Origin of the sequence: Streptomyces sp. V1I1, from assembly GCF_030817355.1 — a bacterium.
Classification (GTDB): Bacteria; Actinomycetota; Actinomycetes; order Streptomycetales; family Streptomycetaceae; genus Streptomyces.
Genome location: NZ_JAUSZH010000001.1, coordinates 225,052 through 244,881, shown reverse-complemented (window position 1 = coordinate 244,881; position 19,830 = coordinate 225,052). Strand labels below are relative to the sequence as shown.

15 protein-coding genes and 4 pseudogenes are annotated in these 19,830 nt (G+C 67.7%); 11 read left to right on the top strand and 8 right to left on the bottom strand.

Features of this window, described 5'->3' with window-relative positions; translation table 11 throughout:
* Positions 1–79 precede the first annotated feature (79 nt).
* Entirely contained in the window at positions 80–1,033 is a 954-nt protein-coding gene (locus tag QFZ67_RS01265) for an LLM class F420-dependent oxidoreductase (protein WP_307659238.1), read from the bottom strand.
* 304 nt (positions 1,034–1,337) lie between these two features.
* A pseudogene (locus QFZ67_RS01260) lies at positions 1,338–1,954 on the bottom strand (hemerythrin domain-containing protein).
* A gap of 573 nt (positions 1,955–2,527) precedes the next feature.
* Here QFZ67_RS01260 and QFZ67_RS38945 point away from each other — a divergent pair.
* From QFZ67_RS38945 to QFZ67_RS01235, 4 genes and pseudogenes are all read left to right on the top strand, one after another.
* The gene (locus QFZ67_RS38945) at positions 2,528–3,016 is read left to right on the top strand and encodes a hypothetical protein (protein ID WP_373429916.1); all 489 of its coding nucleotides are present in this window, start codon (positions 2,528–2,530) and stop codon (positions 3,014–3,016) included.
* 886 nt (positions 3,017–3,902) lie between these two features.
* Positions 3,903–5,363, top strand: a complete 1,461-nt coding sequence (locus tag QFZ67_RS01245; protein WP_307659236.1) for an aminotransferase class I/II-fold pyridoxal phosphate-dependent enzyme — start codon at positions 3,903–3,905, stop codon at positions 5,361–5,363.
* Positions 5,364–5,928: 565 nt separating this feature from the next.
* Positions 5,929–6,272 (top strand): annotated as a pseudogene (locus tag QFZ67_RS01240) (plasmid stabilization protein).
* Between the two features lie 137 nt (positions 6,273–6,409).
* On the top strand, positions 6,410–6,760 hold the full coding sequence (locus QFZ67_RS01235; protein WP_307659235.1) for a PRC-barrel domain containing protein: 351 nt from the start codon (positions 6,410–6,412) through the stop codon (positions 6,758–6,760).
* Positions 6,761–6,872: 112 nt separating this feature from the next.
* Here QFZ67_RS01235 and QFZ67_RS01230 read toward each other — a convergent pair whose 3' ends face one another.
* Positions 6,873–7,289 carry a CBS domain-containing protein gene (locus QFZ67_RS01230; protein WP_307659234.1) on the bottom strand — a complete coding sequence of 139 codons (417 nt, stop codon included), beginning with the start codon at positions 7,287–7,289 and terminating at the stop codon, positions 6,873–6,875.
* Positions 7,290–7,587: 298 nt separating this feature from the next.
* Here QFZ67_RS01230 and QFZ67_RS01225 point away from each other — a divergent pair.
* From QFZ67_RS01225 to QFZ67_RS01215, 3 genes and pseudogenes are all read left to right on the top strand, one after another.
* A pseudogene (locus tag QFZ67_RS01225) lies at positions 7,588–7,752 on the top strand (gas vesicle protein K); the annotation flags it as partial.
* A gap of 184 nt (positions 7,753–7,936) precedes the next feature.
* On the top strand, positions 7,937–8,395 hold the full coding sequence (locus QFZ67_RS01220; RefSeq protein ID WP_307659233.1) for an SRPBCC family protein: 459 nt from the start codon (positions 7,937–7,939) through the stop codon (positions 8,393–8,395).
* A 114-nt stretch (positions 8,396–8,509) separates the two neighbouring features.
* The gene (locus tag QFZ67_RS01215) at positions 8,510–8,701 is read left to right on the top strand and encodes a DUF6381 family protein (protein WP_307659232.1); all 192 of its coding nucleotides are present in this window, start codon (positions 8,510–8,512) and stop codon (positions 8,699–8,701) included.
* Positions 8,702–9,736: 1,035 nt separating this feature from the next.
* Here the strand turns inward: QFZ67_RS01215 and QFZ67_RS01210 are convergent.
* From QFZ67_RS01210 to QFZ67_RS01200, 3 genes and pseudogenes are all read right to left on the bottom strand, one after another.
* Positions 9,737–10,015, bottom strand: coding sequence for a GlsB/YeaQ/YmgE family stress response membrane protein (locus tag QFZ67_RS01210; protein ID WP_307659231.1), 279 nt, complete (start codon positions 10,013–10,015; stop codon positions 9,737–9,739).
* A gap of 280 nt (positions 10,016–10,295) precedes the next feature.
* Positions 10,296–11,297: an ATP-dependent DNA ligase gene (locus tag QFZ67_RS01205; protein WP_307659230.1), complete on the bottom strand. Its 1,002-nt coding sequence runs from the start codon at positions 11,295–11,297 to the stop codon at positions 10,296–10,298.
* 520 nt (positions 11,298–11,817) lie between these two features.
* A pseudogene (locus tag QFZ67_RS01200) lies at positions 11,818–12,257 on the bottom strand (transcriptional regulator); the annotation flags it as partial.
* 291 nt (positions 12,258–12,548) lie between these two features.
* On the opposite strand from QFZ67_RS01200, the gene QFZ67_RS01195 reads away from it, so the two are divergent.
* Entirely contained in the window at positions 12,549–13,559 is a 1,011-nt protein-coding gene (locus QFZ67_RS01195) for a glutathione S-transferase family protein (RefSeq protein WP_373429915.1), read from the top strand.
* A gap of 306 nt (positions 13,560–13,865) precedes the next feature.
* Here the strand turns inward: QFZ67_RS01195 and QFZ67_RS01190 are convergent, their stop codons facing one another.
* Positions 13,866–14,273, bottom strand: a complete 408-nt coding sequence (locus QFZ67_RS01190) for an actin depolymerization factor/cofilin-like domain-containing protein (protein WP_307659229.1) — start codon at positions 14,271–14,273, stop codon at positions 13,866–13,868.
* 557 nt (positions 14,274–14,830) lie between these two features.
* On the bottom strand, positions 14,831–15,106 hold the full coding sequence (locus QFZ67_RS01185) for a hypothetical protein (protein ID WP_307659228.1): 276 nt from the start codon (positions 15,104–15,106) through the stop codon (positions 14,831–14,833).
* Positions 15,107–15,200: 94 nt separating this feature from the next.
* Here QFZ67_RS01185 and QFZ67_RS01180 point away from each other — a divergent pair, with 94 nt between their 5' ends.
* From QFZ67_RS01180 to QFZ67_RS01170, 3 genes are all read left to right on the top strand, one after another.
* On the top strand, positions 15,201–15,416 hold the full coding sequence (locus QFZ67_RS01180) for a hypothetical protein (protein ID WP_307659227.1): 216 nt from the start codon (positions 15,201–15,203) through the stop codon (positions 15,414–15,416).
* Positions 15,417–15,459: 43 nt separating this feature from the next.
* Positions 15,460–15,645 carry a hypothetical protein gene (locus QFZ67_RS01175; RefSeq protein WP_307659226.1) on the top strand — a complete coding sequence of 62 codons (186 nt, stop codon included), beginning with the start codon at positions 15,460–15,462 and terminating at the stop codon, positions 15,643–15,645.
* Positions 15,646–16,373: 728 nt separating this feature from the next.
* Positions 16,374–19,826 carry a DNA polymerase III subunit alpha gene (locus QFZ67_RS01170; RefSeq protein ID WP_307659225.1) on the top strand — a complete coding sequence of 1,151 codons (3,453 nt, stop codon included), beginning with the start codon at positions 16,374–16,376 and terminating at the stop codon, positions 19,824–19,826.
* The last annotated feature ends 4 nt before the right edge of the window (positions 19,827–19,830 follow it).

Sequence of the window (19,830 nt, the reverse complement as noted above, 5' to 3'; positions counted from 1 at the left end):
GGCGACATCGGCCTGGCGTTCGTGCCCCGACTGCCGACTGCCGACTGCCGACTGCCGACTGCCGACTGCCGACCCAGGCTCAGGCGCCGAGCCGGGGCAGTACTTCAGTGCGGTAGAACTCGAAGAAGCCCCGCTGGTCCCTGCCGATCTGGCTGACATACACGGTGTCGAATTCCGCCTCTACGTACTTCGTGATGGCCTCAAGGTGTGTATCCACGTCATCGCCGCACGGCAGGACGGCCTGCACCTGATCCCGAGTGACCAGTTGTGAGGCCTGCTCGAAGTGCCGTGGGGTGGGCAGAATCTGGGGGAGTTCGCCGGGCAACTGCTCGTTGGCCCACAGGCGGTGCGCAGTGCGGACGGCCTCCTCCTTGTCGGTTCCCCAGCACACCTTCAGCCCGCCGTAGACGGGTTTACTGCCACCACTTCGCCGGAAACGCTCGATCAGGGTTCTGTCCGGCGTCATGGTGATGAGGCCGTCACCGATTCGTCCGGCCACCTCGGCTGCCTGTGGACCAAAGGCCGAGACGTCGATCGGCACCGGATCGTCGGGCACGGTGTACAGACGGGCGTTCTCCACCGTGTAGTGCTTCCCGCGATGGCTGACCTGTGCCCCGGTGAACAGACGGCGCATGATCTGAACGGCTTCCTCGAGCATCTCCAGCCGTACGGAGGCCTCGGGCCACGCGCTACCGAGGATGTGCTCGTTCAGTGCCTCACCTGTGCCGACGCCCAGGCGGAACCGGCCCCCAAGCTGGACGGCGCTCGTGGCCGCCGCCTGCGCCACCACCGCCGGATGGGTGCGCACGAGGGGGCAGGTGACGGCCGTCTCCACGGGAAGGGACACCGCCTGCGACAAGGCGCCGATCACAGACCACACGAAAGGACTCTGCCCCTGGTGGTCGTTCCAGGGGTGATAGTGGTCCGAGACCCAGAGCGATGTGAAGCCGGCCTGCTCGGCCATCCGGGCCTGTTCGACAAGTTCTGCTGGGCTGTGCTCCTCGCAGGAGAGGAAGTATCCGAACTCCGGCATGGCATCTCCTCGGGCGCGCGCCTGTTCCCGTTGTGGACCGGGTACCTGAGACAGGTCGGTTCGAAACGAAGATCCGCGATCTCCGGACATCCTGAAACCCGGCAGACCTGGGTCGCCTCGGTGGCAGCGCCCTGAGGTGGCGGCGCGCCCGGGGGCGGTCCTCTATCGAGCGGCAGAGGCCCGAGGCCTGCGGAGTGAGCTGATCAGTGGTGAGCACCGCCGCTCACACCTTCCAGAGGCGGGCGGTGCGCGGTCTGCGCTTTCAGCATCCGAGCCGGTCCATGAGCAGGACCACCACCGGGAATCAGGCGCAAGGATCACGACGCCTACCCGACCGTCGTCTTCCCTGCCGACTTAAGGATTCCTTGCCGCGTCCGGTCAGGGCGTCCCTGATCCGGCCCACCAGGCCTGTCCCCTGGGGCGAGCAGTTTGTTGGCCGGGGGGAGTGTCTGGAGCCGACGGGTGCGGCCGGGTCGGGGCCGTCTTCTTGGCCTGGCGAACCTTCTCGCCCAGCTGCATCAGCGCCTCTTGGGAGGCTGTGGTACGCAGCTGGGGAAAGAGGTTGCTCTCTTCGTCCCGTACGTGCGACGGGGCCTCCGTCATCAGCTCGCGTAGGAGCTGATCGAACAGGGGATCGTCAGCGTCGAGGCCTTCGAGCTGCTTCATAGTGCGCTCTGCCGCAGAGTGATCCTCGATCTCCTTGTCGGCGACGGTGTCACCGTCGGACAGGTACTCGCGGACGGCGGGATAGCGGTACTCCTCCTCGGCTACTGAGTGCCGAACCAGTTCGATGACCGCCTGATCGGTGAGCCGCTGGCGCTTGCTGTCCCCTGCAGGCAGGGACTCAATACGGGTGAACAGCTCTTCCACTTCGTTGTGATCGCTGGTGAGTTCTTCGATCACGTCTCCGCCATGGCCCATGGCATTTCCCTTCCAACGAACTGCGGGGACGGAATGCCATGACCCTGTATCCCGGACGGACGTGCCCCAAACCGCGATTCATCCAGGCAGCCGCGACGTAGGGTCAGTTGCATGGCCCGAAGCGTGGTCGGCTGCTCCGCACCCTGGAAAATATCTCAATCAAGACGCTCGAGGAGCCCGGGACGGTGCAGGTCGGCTATGGGTCGAAGCAGGTCAGGATGACGCAGGAGTGACGCAGCCTCCCGCTCCTGGTCGTGCGGACTGACGAATCGGCGGAATCGGGCTGCCGTTCTGCCGTGAGGCGGGGATCGCGCAATGCATCCCTCGCCGCGGCGGCCGGCTCCGGACAGCACAACAAAGTCGCAGCCCAGCTCGCCACGACGCCAGTGCTGCGTCCATCTCGGTGGGGTACCGCAGCCAGGCCGGAGCATGGCCGCCGCCGCAGGCGTGTCATGTCCGGCGGGGGTGCCCGTGCATCGTGTTCGTCCCGGCCGGTCAGTGGTGCAGTCCCGAGGCCAGGGACGCGTTGATGCGGCGGCTTTCTGCCGTGTCAGACGCCTGGTCATGAGGGTGATGGAGGCCCAGGTGATGAGTGTCTCGGATTTCTCCCGAGCCGGCGGGCACACTCATCCAGGCCAGACTGCGTTCGACGACCCGGCGGCGGGGCAGGAAGACGAAGCCGGAGGTGCCACGGGGCGGCTGACGGTCTTGATCGTCAGATTGATGTGCTTCTTTGCTCAGGTCACGAGCTTTCCCGCGTTAGCGGAGTCGGCCCAGACGATGGTGATTTCGGGGTGTATCAACCGCATGTTCGCCTTCTGGCCGCTGATCGCCCAGGGCGTCACGTCCGTCGGGCCATCCGCGCACAAGCCGCCCGCAGGTCAGGCATCTACGGGCCGTCCCTTGGAGGCGCACGATCCCGAGGTCCGGATCATCCGGCTCACAAGCCAGGTGCCCCGCAAGGACGAGGCCGGAGAGAAGAAGCGGGTCTACAACCATCGGTGGCCGGTACAGATGCACAAGATCCGCCAGCGGTACCCAGTCGGCAGGAGCACCGTGTGATCTGTCGTAGCCCCTACATCAAGGGGCCCGCCGACGCGCCCCTCATGGTCGGTGAGAAGGCCTATCTCATCGACTCGTAGATCACGCGCCGCCTACCTCGGCCCATTGCCGAGGCGACACAGTGGCGCTCGAGGGAGCACAACGACCCGCTTCAACCCTTGTCTGTGCCGTCGGGAGTGGGAGCGGCGCCGGGGTCGGACCGGCCTGCTGCGCGGTGCAGGCGGAGTCCCTCGGCGGAGGGCACCGCTTGGACCGGGCTCACCTGCGAAGCTTCCTGGATACGACGGGTCAGTGGTCCTGAGGGGGCGCCGCGGGGTACGCACCTGCCGGCTCTGAGGTCGTCCGGCCAGAGTCCGCAACAGTCGCCGTCGATGTCCTCGTCCATGAGCTTGACGGAGTGAGGTCCTGTGGCTGCTGACAGATTTGACATGTCGAGATTACATGGGGTCATAAGGGGACCAGGCGGCCGAAGGCGTCGACCACGGCGCTGTGCGCGACGCCTGCCCGGGCGGAGCGGGACGCCAAGTCTTCCTGGTCAGTGGCGTAGTGCAGGGTGAAGGTTGAGTCAACCAGCTCGTCGAGCCGCTCGCGTGCCTCGGTGTCATCGATGAGCAGTTGGACCTCGGCCAGGGCGACGGGGGGCAGACCCCCTGCCCTCCGGGCGCTCCGTGTGGCGACGACAGCGGATCCGGCCGGTGCGACCTGAGCCGCTACTGGGAGCGCGACATGCGGTGTACGGAGCGTCGTCCTTGGGAGTTCATGCGTCTTCGCCTGCTGCGGTGCTCACCGGCCCAGGGCCCGGCGTGTCAGGGCGGGTGAGTCCGGGAAGGCGGTAGGCAGGGTGACATTGCTCGAGCCTTCGTCGGTGGGAATGGAGGACACACGGATGGACCACTCCCGGGTCCCGGTACTGGACGCTCTGGAGGATTTCCGCGGCCGGGGCGACGTCGTGTACGGACCGCCTGGCCATAAGCAGGGCCGCGGTGTCGATCCCCGGGTGCTGCAGATCCTCGGTGAAGACCTGTTCCGAGCGGATGTGCTGATGCTCAACGGTCTCGACGATCGCCGCCTCTCCCAGAAAGTGCTGACCCGGGCCGAGGAGTTGATGGCCGACGCCGTACGCGCGGAGCACGCATTCTTCTCCACCTGCGGCAGTTCCCTCTCGGTTAGGACCGCGATGCTGGCGGTGGCCGGCCCCGGAGAGAAACTGCTGGTCTCCCGCAATACCCACAAGTCGGCGGTCGCGGGTCTGATCATCAGCGGCGTCGAACCTGTCTGGGTGCACCCGCACTTCGACCGCGAGCGCCATCTGGCCCACCCTCCCGAGCCGGAGGATGTACGGCGTGCTCTGCAGGACCATCCGGATGCCAAGGGCATGCTGCTGATCACACCGACCGACTGGGGCACGTGCGCCGATACAACAGGCGTCGCCCACGTGGTTCACGAGCGTGATCTCCCGCTCATCGTCGACGAGGCATGGGGTGCGCACCTGCCGTTCCACCACGGGCTGCCGACGTGGGGCATGGATGCCGACGCCGATCTAGTCGTCACAAGCGTGCACAAGATGGGTGGGGCCATCGAGCAGAGTTCTGTTTTCCATCTTCAAGGCGACCGAGTGTCGGCGACGGTGCTCAAGCAGCGCGAGGACGTGCTCGGCACCACAAGCTCCTCCTCGCTCGTGTACGCGTCGCTCGACGGCTGGCGCCGGCAGATGGTAGAGCAGGGCACCGCGTTGCTGGAGTCCGCATTGCAGCGGGCGCGCAGGATCCGCTCCGAGATCGCCGCTCTGCCCGGTATGCGGCTGCTCGGCGCGGAGGTGCTCGGCGCGGGCGGTGCCGCCGACTTAGATCCGCTGCGGATCACGGTCGATGTGCGCTCGCTGGGCATCAGCGGCATGCAGGCCGCCGAGTGGATGCGCACAGCCTGCCATGTGGACGTCGGCGCTTCGGACACGGTCCGGGTGAACGGACAGATCACCCATGCAGACGACGACGAAACTGAGTACCGCTTCGTCGACGCCTTCCGGCGGCTCATCGACGCGGCCGACAGCCTGGAACCCCGCCCGGACGTGGCACTGCCGGAACCGGAAGCTTTCGAACTCGAACAAGCTGTGCCAACGCGCCGGGCCTTCTTCGCCGACGCCGAGCAGGTCCCGGCCCAGAATGCGGTGGGCCGTGTCGCCGCCGAGATGGCCAGTCCCTACCCGCCAGGTGTACCCGCGATCGCACCCGGCGAGGTAATCAACCAGGACGTGGTGGACTACCTCCGCAGCGGCGTCCAGGCGGGCATGCTGATCCCGGATGCCGCCGACCCCACGATGGAGACCATCCGCGTGATGACCCTCTGAGGGGTCTTGCGTAAGTCTCGTGCTGGGTGGGCATATCGGCTCGTGGGAGGCGTCTCGCCCTGCCGAGCCTGCTGAGGCGGCCTGCGGCTGTACGGCTGAGGGCCGAAGCCGACGAGGTGGACCTTTACTACGTCGACGAAGCAGGTTTCTCCCCGACCCTGCCCTCTGGATACACGTGGGCGCGCCAAGGAACCCGCGCGGTGATCTACCAGGAAGGCACCTGCGGTCGGCGGGTCAACGCACTCGGCGCCTTGCGGTGCGACGGCGACCGGCCACACCTGCTGTTCCGCACCACTACCGGGAAAGTCACTCCGAACTGCTGCTGGACTTCATATGGATGCAGGTCGCGGCACTCACCGGTGCTCCGGACACCTCGGCTGTCCTGCCCTCCGCCCGAGCCGCGACTCCCGGCTCTTCTTGCCACCAGCACCTATTCCGGACGCGTAAGGCTCGCCGGTGTACTGCGGTCCCTTTCAGCCGTTCGTCCGCTGCCGTGGCGAGATCATGGCCGGGGGTTAAAGCTCGCCTCAGGGGCCGCCCAAGAGAACCAAAGAAGTCCGGCGCCGTGACCGAAGGAGCCGTCACGCCTGCAGGATCCATCCTAAAGCGGGAGCGCCAGTACGAACACATCAAGGAAGGCGCCAAAAGCGCGGCGCCTCCGCCTCACGTGCAAAAAAGATCGCCGCCCGCACGGTAAACAAGGAGGGAGCACGTTCCGGCGGGTCCAAGACCGCGAGCAAGACCTCGGCCCAGGACCGCAAGTCTGCCTCCCCGCGCGGCGAGGAGGGCTCCCACCAGGGCTCACAGGGAGCAACCAAAGATCAGCTGTACGAGGAAGCGAAGAAGAAGAACATCGAGGGACGGTCCTCGATCGACAAGGTCGAGCTGCGCCGCGGCCTGGGCCGCTGACTCTGGAACCGCCTAACACTCCCTGCCTGGGATCGCTCTGGTGGAGGAACACCCGAGTGGCAGCCCCTGGGCTTCGGAAGTACGTTCACCGACATCGGCGGATTCTCATATCTGTCACGCACCGGAGAGGAATTGCTGTGAGCGAAGACATCTGGGGTTATAGACCGGGCGCGGGATATCAGAAGGGGATCGACCTCATCGGTTACAAGGTCGAGGCCACTGATGGCAGCATCGGCAAGATCGACAAGCACTCCGAAGACGTTGGTTCCTCCCACGTCGTTGTCGATACCGGTATCTGGATTTTCGGCAAGCACGTGCTGCTGCCCGCCGGGACCATCGAGCGCATCGACAGGGCCGGGGAAACGGTCTTTGTCAACCGGACGAAGGATCAGATCAAAGACGCGCCCGAATTCGACGAGGCCAAGTACACCGGCGAGCCCAGCTACCTGGAGCAGTTCGCCCGGTACTACGGCCAGCCGCACATGTAGGGGCGGGGTCACCCCACCAGCGCTGCGGCACGGCCCACTGCGGTGGATCCCCTGCGCTGCGTCAGTGCAGGGGTGGCGTCTCTCCTCACTGCACCCCTCAGGCGTGTGCCGGTCAGTCGGTGGACAGGGCCTCGAGGAGGTCGCCGACTTGGGGGTCGGGCAGAGCGCGGGCGACGTCGGCCTGGGCGACCATGCCGACCAAGTCGTGGCCGTCGATGACCGGTAGCCGGCGCACCTTGTGGCTGGCCATGGTGCGCAGAATCTCGCCTGCGTCGTCGTCGGCTCCGATGGTCACCGCCTCGCCCTGGGCGAGTTCGCCTGCCTTCGTCTGCCCGGGGTCCTTACCCGCGCCCAAAACCTTCACCACAATGTCGCGGTCCGTCAGCATGCCTTTGAGCTTGTTGTCGGTGCCGCAGATCGGCAGCGCGCCGACACCGAGCTCGGTCATCTTCTGCGCCGCCAGCAGTACGGTTTCCTCGGCACCGATGCACTCGGTACCGGCAGTCATGATCTCTCGCGCGGTCGTCACGTCATCTACCTCTTTCGCACAACGGCTCGTGAACCGGCCCCTGGGCATCCCACCCGGGCGGTTCCTCCCCTTGTACGCCTGACCCAAGGTCCCTGCCGCAAGCCACGACCCTGATGCCGTCAGCGTCATCCGAATACCCGAGTCATGGGGCGAAGCGCATCCACGACCGTGCACCCAGGGGCCCCCATATCTGTGGCAGCTCGGTGCCGAGGCCATGACCCTCGTACGTGCCCAGGAGTTCAACGCGTCAACGGTGCGGATGATGATGGATGCCGACCCGGCCCTCGGCCCGGCGTGGGTCGACCAGGGAGACCTCACCGACGAGCAGGAGGAAAGGCTCGGGTCCACGCTCCTGATCCTGCACGAGCGCATGAGCGAGTTGTGCGACCAGTACGGACTGACCATGGAGGACCTCAATCTGGACCTCGGACCGCTGGGCACATTGCTGCCGCCCTCGGATTGAGGCCGCCGGCACGCGCACGGGCGCCACCCGGCCTCCTGAGCCTGCGGAACGACAACATCCGCCGATGTGAACCGGGAACGGCCTTCTGGCTGTAATCCGGGTGATCTGGGGTACCCGCCGTATCGGCCGACCGTGTGCGGCAGAACCGCTGCGGACGTGATGAATACGGAAAGGAAGCGCAGGCATGAGCACGGTGAAGGAATCGGTCGAGGTCGAGGTTCCCCTCAGCACCGCTTACAACCAGTGGACGCAGTTCGAGGAATTCCCGAAGTTCATGGAAGGCGTCGAGGAGGTGACCCAGCTCGACGACGTCCACAACCACTGGACTACCAAGATCGGTGGCGTACGGCGGGAATTCGACACCGAGATCGTCGACCAGCTGCCGGACGAGCGCATCGCCTGGCGGACGATCAGCGGCGACACGAAGCAGATGGGGATGGTCCGCTTCCAGCGCCTGGACGACACGCACACCCGCGTGGAGCTCGTGATGGACGTCGAGCCGACCGGGGTGACGGACAAGACTGCGTCCGCGGTCGGGGTGATCGACCGGCGGGTCAAGGGCGACATGCGGCGCTTCAAGGAGTACATCGAGCAGCGCGGTGGGGAATCCGGTTCGTGGCGAGGCCGCGTCAGCCCGGCCTAACAGCTGGAGACCGCTGCCCGGAGGGATCTGCTGGAGACGGTTCGGGATGCAAAGTCGTGAGGGCGCTGATTCCCTGAGTAGTGTCGGCTCGTCCCGAACGTTCGAGGAGTGACCATGAGCGATTCAGGCGAATCCGGGAGTCACGTCCGTCAGCTGCGACAGGAAGCCGAGGGACTGAAACAGGAGGCGGAAGGGGCGACCGACCCGGGCGAGCGCCAGCGGCTCCAGGACAAGGCGCGCAAGCTGCTTGCGCAGAGCGAGCAGGAGAGCGCCATGGCCGCGGGGGACATTTACCCCCAGGAGTAGCCGCCGTGACACACCCCGCCGACGAGGGCCGCGTCCCGTCGGCGCCGTGGAAACGGTCTACTGACGCGTGCGCGACGGATGGAGTTGGCTGTCGTGTCGACGTCAGGTCATGAGGTGTTCGGCGCTCCCTGTTGGGTCAGCCTCATGGCCCGCGATCTGCGCGCCGCGGAGCTACGGCGCCGCGTTCGGCGGCGGCGCTGTACCTTGCCGCGCCCTCTCCGCCGGTGCAGCGCCTTCTGGAGATAGCCGGACCGGACTCGGGGGTGCCCGCCGCGGCGTCGCTGGGTGAGGCCTTGGACGCGGTGGGAATGTGACCGCTTGCTTCTGCCTGCGCCCACGACCGATCGCTAGCCTATGCCGACCTTCACTACCCCGGCGCGGTCGTCGGCTGGGCCGTCCCTGGGCATGACAGCGGCGGCTGCTCGGCGGCGAGCTACCCGATGGCTGGGTGTGCGCTCCGACATCCCATGCAGATGTCGGAGTGAGGCAGGGCCAAGAGGCGTTCCCTCCCGATGGGCCGCCCGTAGGCCCGGCAAAGCCCGAAAGCGGTGGCGTCCAACCGGTCAAGGGCGGCGAGGGTGTCGTCGAGCAGCGAGCGAGTCCCCGCCGCTCCGGCTCCGCAACTGTTAGAGGGCTTCCGCCTTCGCCCCCGCATCGCCGACCTACAAGTCGCAGTCGCGGTGCAAGTCCGGTCACCGCCGTGGGCCGGCACCATCCGGGGTGACCCATACAGTGCGGGGCCGATGCCCGCGTCCTTACGTTCGGCACGAGCCGGTGGGGGCCCGCTTCGTGCTCAGCTGGTGGGGGCGTGCAATGGGCCCGCCCGCTGACGGTACGCGTGACGACGGCGGCCCATCTGCCCAACGGCCGGTACCGTGTCGCCTGCCGCGCCATGCCCCATGTCCGCGATGCGTTCCCTTCGGCGAGCGAGTAGACGCCTGGCGCGGTCGACCACTTCGGGGCCAGACCCGACCGCGCCGAGGCGCCTCTGCCTCGGGTTCAGCTTCTCGTCGCTGCGGGGTTTCGGGCCAGCCGTCAGGCGTGCCGGTGGGAGCGCCTGTTTCCGGTGATGAGCCGGTAGAGGACGAGCAGGATCAGGGAGCCGACGATCGCCGCGACCCACGTGGAGAGGTCGAAGAAGCCGTCGATCGAGTCGACGCCGAAGATGACCTTGCCGAGCCAGCCTCCGAGAAGGCCGCCGGCAATACCGATGAGCATGGTGATGATGATGCCGCCGGGGTCCTTGCCAGGCATCAGGAGCTTGGCGATCATTCCGGCGAGCAAGCCGATGAGTATCCAGGCGATGATGCCCATGGTGATCGTCTCCGGTCTCAGGGGATGTAGGGCTTAGTTCATTTATCCCCTGCGCCGGGAAAGCGGCTTCAAACCCTCCGGTCAAGGCCATTCCGTGGCGAGAGCGGGGGAGAGGGCAGCGGGGGAGAGAGGGCGCATGACGTCGGGGTCCGCGCTTGGGGCACGCTCGCCAGACCATGCTCGACATCCGCAGCGGGGAGCGCGCATGCACCGTCGTCCAGCAGGTCTTCGCAGCGCGTTGCGTGGCGAATCCGCGAACTGAAACCCGCCACCGCCTGTTTCATGGCGCGGGTTCCGGGTTCTCGTCGGCGGCGGGCACGTCTTGGGGCGCGAGATCGGTCCTGATCCGCTGCACCTGTACCGGATGGCGCCACCTGCCGGCGCCGATAGCGGTTTCGCCGAGGAACTCGGCGACGAAATGCGGTGCCACGCAGGTGAAGGACAGTGGCTCTCGGCTGCCCCCTTGGGAAGAGATGCGCACGTCCTGCCAGGGATGCTCGCGGCCGGCGGGGGACAGCAGGCGACCGAGCTCGCGCTGAAGGGGAGGCGACAGCGGCATGCTGCGGGCGACCAGGCGCAGGCCACCACTGGAGGTGTAGCGGCCGAGCAGCAGCGTGGTGGGATGGGTGAAGAGACCGGTAACAGCTCCGATGATGGCCTCCGCAGTGTTCCGGGCGCGGATCTTGCGCCAGCCGCGGCGCCCGGGCAGATACGGCTGGTCGGCCCCTTTGGCCACGACCCCTTCCACCCCAGTGCCTGCCCGTTTTTGAAGCCACCGCTCTGCCTGTCGGTGATCGGTAGTGGGAGGGGTGAGAGCCCACGGGGCGTGCAGCCCGTGTCCCTGAAACAAGAACTCGAGTGCGGCGCGCCGCTCCCGGTAGGGCCAGTTGAACATCTGGGTGCCTTCGAGCTCGAGGAGATCGAAGGCGATGAAGTGTGCGGGCTGCTTCGCGGCCAGCTGCGCGACGGTGCCCGGCCGGCGGCCCATCCGCTTCTGCAGGGCGGTGAAGTCCAGTCGGCCGCCCGGGTGGATCACGGCCTCGCCGTCCAGTACGACGTCCTCGCACAAGGCTGCCGCTGCGTCGGCGATCTCCGGGAACAGGGACGTCAGTTCGCGCAGGTTCCGCGACTGCAGATACACGTGACCGGCGTGCGCGAAGACGAGCATCCGGTAGCCGTCGTACTTCGGCTCGAACACCGTGCCGCCGGGCAACGCTGCGGGCCCGGGCAGTTGCGGGACAGCGAGAGCGAGCATCGGCGCCACGGGGGGAGTGATCGTCACGGTGACATCCCCTTGGCTATGGATAGGGGGGTCTGGATCGGCGGAGGACCGTGAACCGCAATGCCGGACTGCAGCTGTCATGCGCGGCTCTCCGTCGCGGGCGAGTCACAAGCCCGAAGCTGATCGCGCCGTTGGCCAAGGCGTGTCGCATGACGTACCTCCAACCGCCCCCTGTTCAAGCCTACGAGCGGCTACGGTGCCCGTCGCGGGCATCAGGGTCGTGGCTTGCGGCAGGGACGTTGGGCCAGGCGTACAAGGGAGGAAAGGCCGGGGTGGGGATGCTCAGGGGCTGGTTCACCGGCCGCTGTGCGAAAGAGGTAGATAACGTGACGACCGCGCGAGAGGTCATGGCCTCTGGTACCGAATGTATCGGGCAGAAGAAACCGTGCTGGTGGCTGCGCAGAACGACTGAGCTTGGCGTCGGGGCGCTGCCGACCTGCGGCACGGCCAGTGCGCACGCTCACGGGCGACCGGTACCTCAGAACCAGGACAGCTGTCCCTGACGCTACACGGAAGTTCCACCCTCACCGCGGGAACGCTCAGGTGGAAGGGGCCCGAACCTCCGCTCGGCGGCGTGACGTGGCGGAGCTGCTCATCGCGCTGCCGGTAGCCGTCCATGGCCGCGAGGAAGTCCTCCGGCGACAGGTCGCCGGTGACGCCCACGTCGGCCATCGTCGCCACGTAGGCGCCGTGCAGACGGTTGTACCAGCCGTCCAGGTAGCGGCCGTTCTCGTACCGCACTCACGCCTCGGCCGGTGCGAGGTCGTAGCCGAGCTCCACCGCGTGCGCGACGGTCGCGTACCAGGCCGGACCTTGGGGCGTCTCACCCTTCGGCGTGAACGGGCTGGGCAGCAGATCCCTTTCGAGCTGCTGCCACTCCTAGCCGATCAGCACGCGCGCCAGGTCGACGTGCGAGAGGTTGACCAGCCAGGAGCCGGGCGCTTCGGGTCGAACCGCCGGCCAGCACCGTCGCCCGCGCCGCCGTCGTGGGCACCGAAAGCGTTCTACGTCCCTGAGAAACGCCACGTTCGACTTCCGAGAGGGCGGCGTGGTGTGCTGGTCAACTCCTCGAAGCCGAAGCAGTCTGATCGTGACAGGTCACCTGAACCGCTCAGCCACAGCAGGAGCCGCATCGATCAGTCGGCGAGCTTCGTCGGTCGAGGCGTTCTCGACCGCAGCGCGATGCCCACGCACTACGCACTCGAGGCTGGCCGCCGCGTTCGCCGCGGTTGTTCTGGGTAGGGCGAGGGTGTGAGCTATGTGAGTCCCGGCGGGAAGTACTCGCGCGACAGCCGGTACATCACCACCCGGATCACCACCGACGGACGCGACGGCTTTCCTGTGGAGCCCGGCCGCTACCGGCTGGTGGTCAGTCGCGCCTGTCCGTGGGCAAGCCGGGCGGTGATCGTACGGCGGCTCCTCGGCCTGGAGAGGGCGCTGCCGATGGCCGTCGCCGGGCCCATCCACGACGAGCGCAGCTGGACGTTCGACCTCGACCCGGGCGGCCGCGACCCGGTGCTCGGGATCGAGCGGCTCCAGCAGGCGTACTTCCGCCGCGACCCGGGCTACGACCGGGGCATCACGGTGCCGGCGATCGTCGATGTGCCAACGGGCAAGGTGGTGACCAACCACTTCCCGCAGATCACGATTGACATGTCGCTGGAGTGGATGCTGTACCACCGCGACGGAGCGCCGGCGCTCTACCCGCCCGCGCTGCGGTCGGAGATCGACGCGGTGAACGAGGTGGTCTACAAGGACGTGAACAACGGCGTCTACCGGGCCGGGTTCGCCGGGTCGCAGGAGTCGTACGCCGAGGCGTACGAGCGCCTGTTCGCCCGGCTCGAGTGGCTCTCCAAGCGGCTTGTACGGTCCCGCTATCTTGTCGGCGACACGATCACCGAGGCGGACGTGCGGCTGTTCACCTCGCTCGTGCGCTTCGACGCCGTCTACCACGGCCACTTCAAATGCAACCGGCACAAGCTTTCCGAGATGCCGGTGCTGTGGGCGTACACGCGGGACCTGTTCCAGACGCCCGGCTTCGGTGACACGGTCGACTTCGACCACATCAAGCGGCACTACTACACGGTGCACCGCGACATCAACCCGACCAGGATCGTGCCGGCTGGCCCGGACCTGACGAACTGGCTCGAGCCGCACGATCGCGCAGCGCTGGGCGGGCGGCCGTTCGGCGACGGCACGTCGCCCAAGCCGGTCACGCCCGAGGAGGCAGTGCCGGCCGACCATACGCCGCTGGCATGGTGAGTCCATGACCGAGTCATCCTCGTTCCAGTAGCTTGGTGCGGGGACGTATGCCGCGCAGGGCGGCGGCCGCGATGTCCGCGCTCAGGGCCCTGCCCGGCGGGCTCGGTGCGGTGTTCGGTCAGGGCACGTAGAGCGGCAGGTATACCAGGGCAGATCCGCCGCCAGGGCAGGAGCGGCCTCCGACGCCAGTGCTGGTAGGAGTGGCGGCCTGCGTGAGACCGCTGGTTGTGAATGGGCCGTAGGCGGCGGGTTGCCGTGAACGAGCTGCTGTTCTCGAACCCCTCGGTCAAGGAGGCTGTGGGTGGGTCAAGAAGCCCGGGATACGAGTGCGTCGTACTCCACGTCGGACAGCTCCGTGGCCTGTACGTAGACCTGGACACCGTCGAGCATGTTCCGGAGTGTGTCGTAGCTGGAGGAGTGCACCATCCTCTGCTTGATCTCCGTGGTCTCGGGGGACCAGGAGATCATCACAATCATCTCCCTCCGGCTCCCGTCCGACGTCGCGAAGACCAGGTCGTAGACGACAAACCGAGGCTCGGCGGCTGGCAGAGACTCCAGTAGTTCGTCGTGCGTCAGGTTCCCCTTGAAGTCGAGGATGACGGTCTCCAGATTGTCACTGAGCCGGTAGATCACTGTGTTGATCTCCCGCTTGCTCTTCAGCTCCTGGAATGCGCTGATACAGCTGTCTTCCACTCCTGGGATACCACTGCTCACGACATGTCCTTCTGATCATTGGGGGAGCAGGACGAGCGGCTCAACGAACTGGTCCCCCGGGAGGTTCTGCAGGGAGTCAGGTCCAGTACTCGGACCGGCTGGCCTTCCCAAGCCGTCGGTGCGGTGGTGGCGACGATCGCTCCGTCCGGCCGATCCGGGGTGGGCTCGGACGGTATGCAGTCCGGAGTTCCCCAACCAGGGAGAGGCGATCGGGGACTGGCGCCGCCCCGCACGCCTGGTCGTGGGCCTTGCTGACGCAGCCCTCCCTGTCGCTGGTGCGGGAGCTGTACCGAGGTATCGACGCGCCGCTGGTGGTCACCGATCTCACCTCCGCGGAAGTGGTCAAGTACGCCAGCAACGCGTTCCTGGCCCCCAAGATCAGCTTCGTCGGCGATCTGATCACCTGTGCGAGGCACCGGCGCCGACATCGACGACGTTCTCGCCGGCACCGGCACCGGCCTCGACCCGAGGATCGGCACCGCTTTCATGCGCGCCGAAGGCGGATACGCCGGCTCGCGCCTGCCCAAGCACACCGGCTCTGCGCCACTGGGCCCGGCTCACCGGCCGCCCGATGCCTCATGGAGGCGGTCATCGCCGTCTGATCCGCGGTCGGACCTGGTCCGGCTGATCCGCGGTCGGACCTGGTCCGGCTGTCGGCGCACGAGCTGGTTGCTGGCCCACGCCGAGAGGGTCGGGCGCCGCAGGGACTGGATATCCCCGGCCAGCTTGCGGTCGCCCGCCTTTCTCGCTGCAGCCGCATGCTCGTTTCTGGCCGCGATGAAGTCGGCCGGGTACAGCCCGTACAGCTCGTCCGCGATGGTCTGCAGATACACAGGTCACCCAGCACCCTTCACTCTGGCTAAGAGAGGAGATTGCACTCTTTGCTCGGGTAATTGCCTTATGCGAGTCTTGTTCCCAGTGGAGCCGATGCTGGCCCGATCCGTGCCGCGTCTGCCGGGGCCCGCCGCCGTGCCGGGCGGCACGGTGTTCGAGCCGAAGTACGACGGCTTCCGGCTGTTCGTGTTCGCCGGGGCTGATGGCGCGGTGTTTCTGCAGTCCCGCAACGGGCGGGACCTCACCGCGGCGTTTCCGGAGGTCGCTGACGCCGCTGGGCACTCGGCGAGGACGTTGGCGACGCCGTGATCTACCGGGTGGCCGACAGGACTTCTCGGCGCTGCAGCAGCGGATGAACCGCCGGTCGCGAGCGGTCGCCCAGAGGGCCCGGGCGCGACCGGCCCATCTGGTCGCCTTCGATCTGCTGCGGCATGTCGGCACGGAGTTGCTCAGCTGGTCCTACGCCGAGCGCCGCGCAGCCTCGAGTTCGCTGTTCCAGGGGCAGGGCCTTCAGGCTCCCTGGGCGCTCACGCCGTGACGACCAGTCGCGCCACAGCCCAGGAGTGGCTGACCGAGTGGACCGCGGTAGGGGTGGAGGGCCTGGTCATCAAGGGTGTCGACCAGACCTGTCAACCCGGCCGACGCGGTTGGCTGAAGTACCGCACCCGCAACTCTGCCGAGGCGATCGTCGGCGCGGTCACCGGCAGTCTCACCCGGCCTGAGACGATCCTGCTCGGCCGCTACACCAGCGACGGGCATTTCCTGCTGGTCGCCCGGAGTACCCCCTTGTCGCCGCGGCTTCGTGCGGAGCTCGGTGGCGGCTTGCTCGCACCCCGGGCGCGGACCACCCCTGGCACGACGTGCAATTCAGTTCGCACTGGGGCAGTCGCGAACTGCTCCGGTTCACTCCCGTCGCACCCCTGCTCGTGGGTGAGTTTCACGGTGACACCGCGGTTGATCACGGTCGCTGGCGCCACCCCGTCAACCTGCACCGGCTCCGCATCGACATCACCCCCGACGACGTCCCGCTCTACGGCACGGAAGGACCTACCGACGCTGATCGGGGGCCAGCAGCGGCGGAATCATGACGCCGGGCTGCGCCAACGTCGCGCGGGTGGGGGTTTCCCTCATCGATGTGGTCTCGTGCGCCACGGTCGCCGCGCACTGCATCACGCGTTACTGTTCTCGAACAGAGGTTCGAAGTCGCTTTTCGGTGTATTTCGCACGAAAATAGACAGAGGGGGTTGTGGTGTTCGGAGGCGCGGCATGGGTTTTACCCACGTGCACGTCGCGTCCGGCTACTCCGCCCGGTACGGGGCCTCCCACCCCGAGGACCTGGTGCGGCGGGCAGTCGAGCGCGGCATGAGCGCGCTGGCGCTGACCGACCGGGATACCGTCACCGGCGTCGTGCGGTTCGCGAAGGCGGCGATGGAGCACGGCATCCGCCCAGTCTTCGGCATCGACCTGGCCGTCGCTCCGCTGGCTTCTGTCCGTGCGCAGCGCCGCCGTACCCCGGTGCGCGGCGGCGCCCACGTGCTCGAGCAGCCGTTGCGGTTGGTGCTGCTCGCCGAGAACCGGACCGGCTGGGCGCGGTTGTGCCGCCTGACCTCCGCCGCCCACCAGCAGCCGCACGGCGAGCCGCCCGTGGTGTCCTGGGAGGCGCTGCGCGAGCACGCGGGCGAGGGACTGATCGCGCTGCTCGGGCCGGTCTCCGAACCGGTCCGTGCCCTGTCCGCGGGCCGACCGGACATCGCTGAGCAGCTGCTTGGCCCCTGGCGCGACATCTTCGGGACCGGGCTGCGGCTCGAGGCAGTGTGGCACGGCCTGTCCGGCACCGAGCCCGGCTCGCTGCGCCTGGCCGCCCGAACCCTCCAACTCGCCGACCAGGCGCACATCCCCGCCGTGCTGACCAATGCCACCCGGTACGCCGACCCTGGCCAGCACCGGCTTGCCGATGTCCTGGACGCGGCCCGGCTGCTGCGCCCCATCGACTGTCACCGGCTCGATACCGGGGAGCGCTGGCTCAAGTCCCCGGCCGCGATGACCGACGCCGCCTCCCGTATCGCCGAAGCCGCGGGCACGGGAGAGCGGCGGGTCCGCCGTCTGCTCGCCGACACCGAAGCGACGGCCGCACGGTGCGTGCTCGATCCGGTCGCGGACCTGGGCCTGGGCACACCCCATTTCCCCGAACCGGAGGTGGTCGGCGCTGGTGGGGGAGCGGGGGAGGCATCCCGGCTGCTGCGTGAGCGGTGCGAGGCAGGCATGGTCCGCCGCGGCCTCGACCGTGACACTGCGGCCCTCCAGCGCCTGGAGGAGGAGCTCGCCGTCATCGCCGAGCTCCGCTATGACACCTATTTCCTGACTGTCGCCCAAGTCGTCGCCGATATACGGGAGATGGGCATCCGGGTCGCGGCCCGTGGCTCCGGCGCGGGCAGCATGGTCAATCACGCGTTGATGATCGCCACCGCGAACCCCTTGGATCACCGGCTGCTCTTTGAGCGCTTTCTATCCGTGCGGCGCGCCTCGCTGCCGGACATCGACATCGACGTGGAGTCTGCACGTCGGCTGGAGGTCTACGACAAGATCATCGACCGGTTCGGGCTGGAGCGGGTCGCGGTCACCGCTATGCCGGAGACGTACCGGGCACGGCACGCGCTGCGCGACGCCGGGCTGGCACTGGGCATCGCGCCATCGGATGTGGACCGGATCGCCAAATCGTTTCCGCACATCCGGGCCTGCGACATCACCGCCGCGCTCGCTGAACTGCCGGAGCTGAAGCAACTGGCAAGCGAGGCGGCGCCGTTCCGGCTCATGTTCGAGCTCGCCGAAGGCCTCGACAAACTGCCGCGCGGCATCGCTATGCACCCCTGCGGCGTGATCCTCACGAACACCTCGCTGCTGGACCGGCTGCCGGTGCAGCCGACCCCGGGCGGCTATCCGATGGTGCAGGCCGACAAGGAAGACGTAGAAGACCTCGGCCTCATCAAACTGGATGTGCTCGGGGTGCGCATGCAGTCCGCGATGGCGCACGCCACCACCGAGATTCAGCGCACCACCGGCGACACCATCGACCTGGATGACCCGCGGCAGGTGCCGCTGGATGATTTCTTCGCGTTCAGACTCATCCAGGCCTCCGAGACCCTGGGCCTGTTCCAGCTCGAATCGCCCGGACAGATGGACCTGCTCAGCAGGCTGCAGCCGCGCAATGTCCAGGACGTCGTCGCCGACATCAGCCTGTTCCGGCCAGGCCCGGTGGCCGGCGGCATGCCGGAGCAGTACATCGCCGCCCGCCACGGCAAAGCCCCCAGCTACCCGCACTCCGATCTCGAACCGGTGCTGTCCGATACGTACGGGGTGGTGATCTGGCACGAGCAGATCATCGACATCGTCGCCACCCTGACCGGCTGCGACCGGGCGCTCGCCGACATCGCCCGCCGCGCCCTCGGCGATACGGAGCGCATGCCCGAGGTCCGCGCCTGGTTCCTCAAAGAGGCCTCCGCCCGCGGCTACCCGTCCGACGTGCTGGACAAGGTGTGGGACACGCTGGAGGCGTTTGGCGCCTACGGCTTCTGCCGCGCCCATGCGGTCGCCTTCGCCGTCCCGGCCCTGCAGTCGGCCTGGCTGAAGGCCCATCATCCAGCCGCCCTGTATGCGGGCTTGCTCGAGCACGACCCGGGCATGTGGCCCAAGAGGGTCATCGTGGCCGACGCTCGCCGCCACAACGTCGCGGTGCTGCCCGTCGACATCAACCACTCCAAGCCCACGCACACCATCGAACAGGCCCCGGACGGCACCTGGGGAGTGCGCCTGTCCCTGTCCGGCGTTCGCGGCATCAACGAGGGCGAGGTTTCCCGGATCGCCGCCGGCCAGCCCTACACGTCCCTGTCTGACCTGTGGCAGCGCGCCCGCCCCAACCGGCCGACCGCCGAACGCCTCGTCAGCATCGGCGCCCTGGACGCGCTGCGCGGCGCCCTCTCCCGCCGCGATCTGCTGCTGAACATCGCCGAGCTCCACCGCCAGTACCGCGGACGCCGCCACGATGACGGGCAGCTCCCGCTCCACACCGGCGACGAGGCGGCCGGGCAGGCAGCCGGGCTGCCGGAGATGACCAGCCGCGAAGCCCTCAGCTCGGAACTGCAGATCCTCGGCATCGACGTGTCGCAGCATCTGATGGACCACCACCATCAGCTGCTGCGCGAGCTCGGTGCCACCGACGCCGCCCACCTGCGTGCACTGCGCCCAGGCCGGCGCGTTCTGGTGGCGGGCGTGCGGGCCTCCACCCAGACGCCGCCCATCCGAAGCGGCAAGCGGATCATCTTCGTCACCCTCGAAGACGGCTCCGGCATGGTCGACCTGGCCTTCTTCGAAGACAGCCACGACGCCTGCGCGCACACGATCTTCCACAGCGGGCTGCTCCTGGTCCGCGGCACCATCCAGCGCCGCGGCGGCCGCAACACGATCACCGGCACCATGGTCTGGGACCTCGACAAACTTGCCGCCGCCCGCCGCGACCACGGCCCCGAAGCCGTTCATCGCCTCCTCGGCCCCGACGCCACCCCCACCCCGGCCACGCCGACGGCCAGGGGCGATGCGCCGCAGCGCACCATCACACAGGAGACCGGAGCCGAACTGCACCCGTGGGCCGACCTGCAGCCGGCCGGGCAGCGTTCCGCCGACCTCAAAGCCCTCGGCTACACGAGTCCAGGAAGCGCCGGGTGACAGT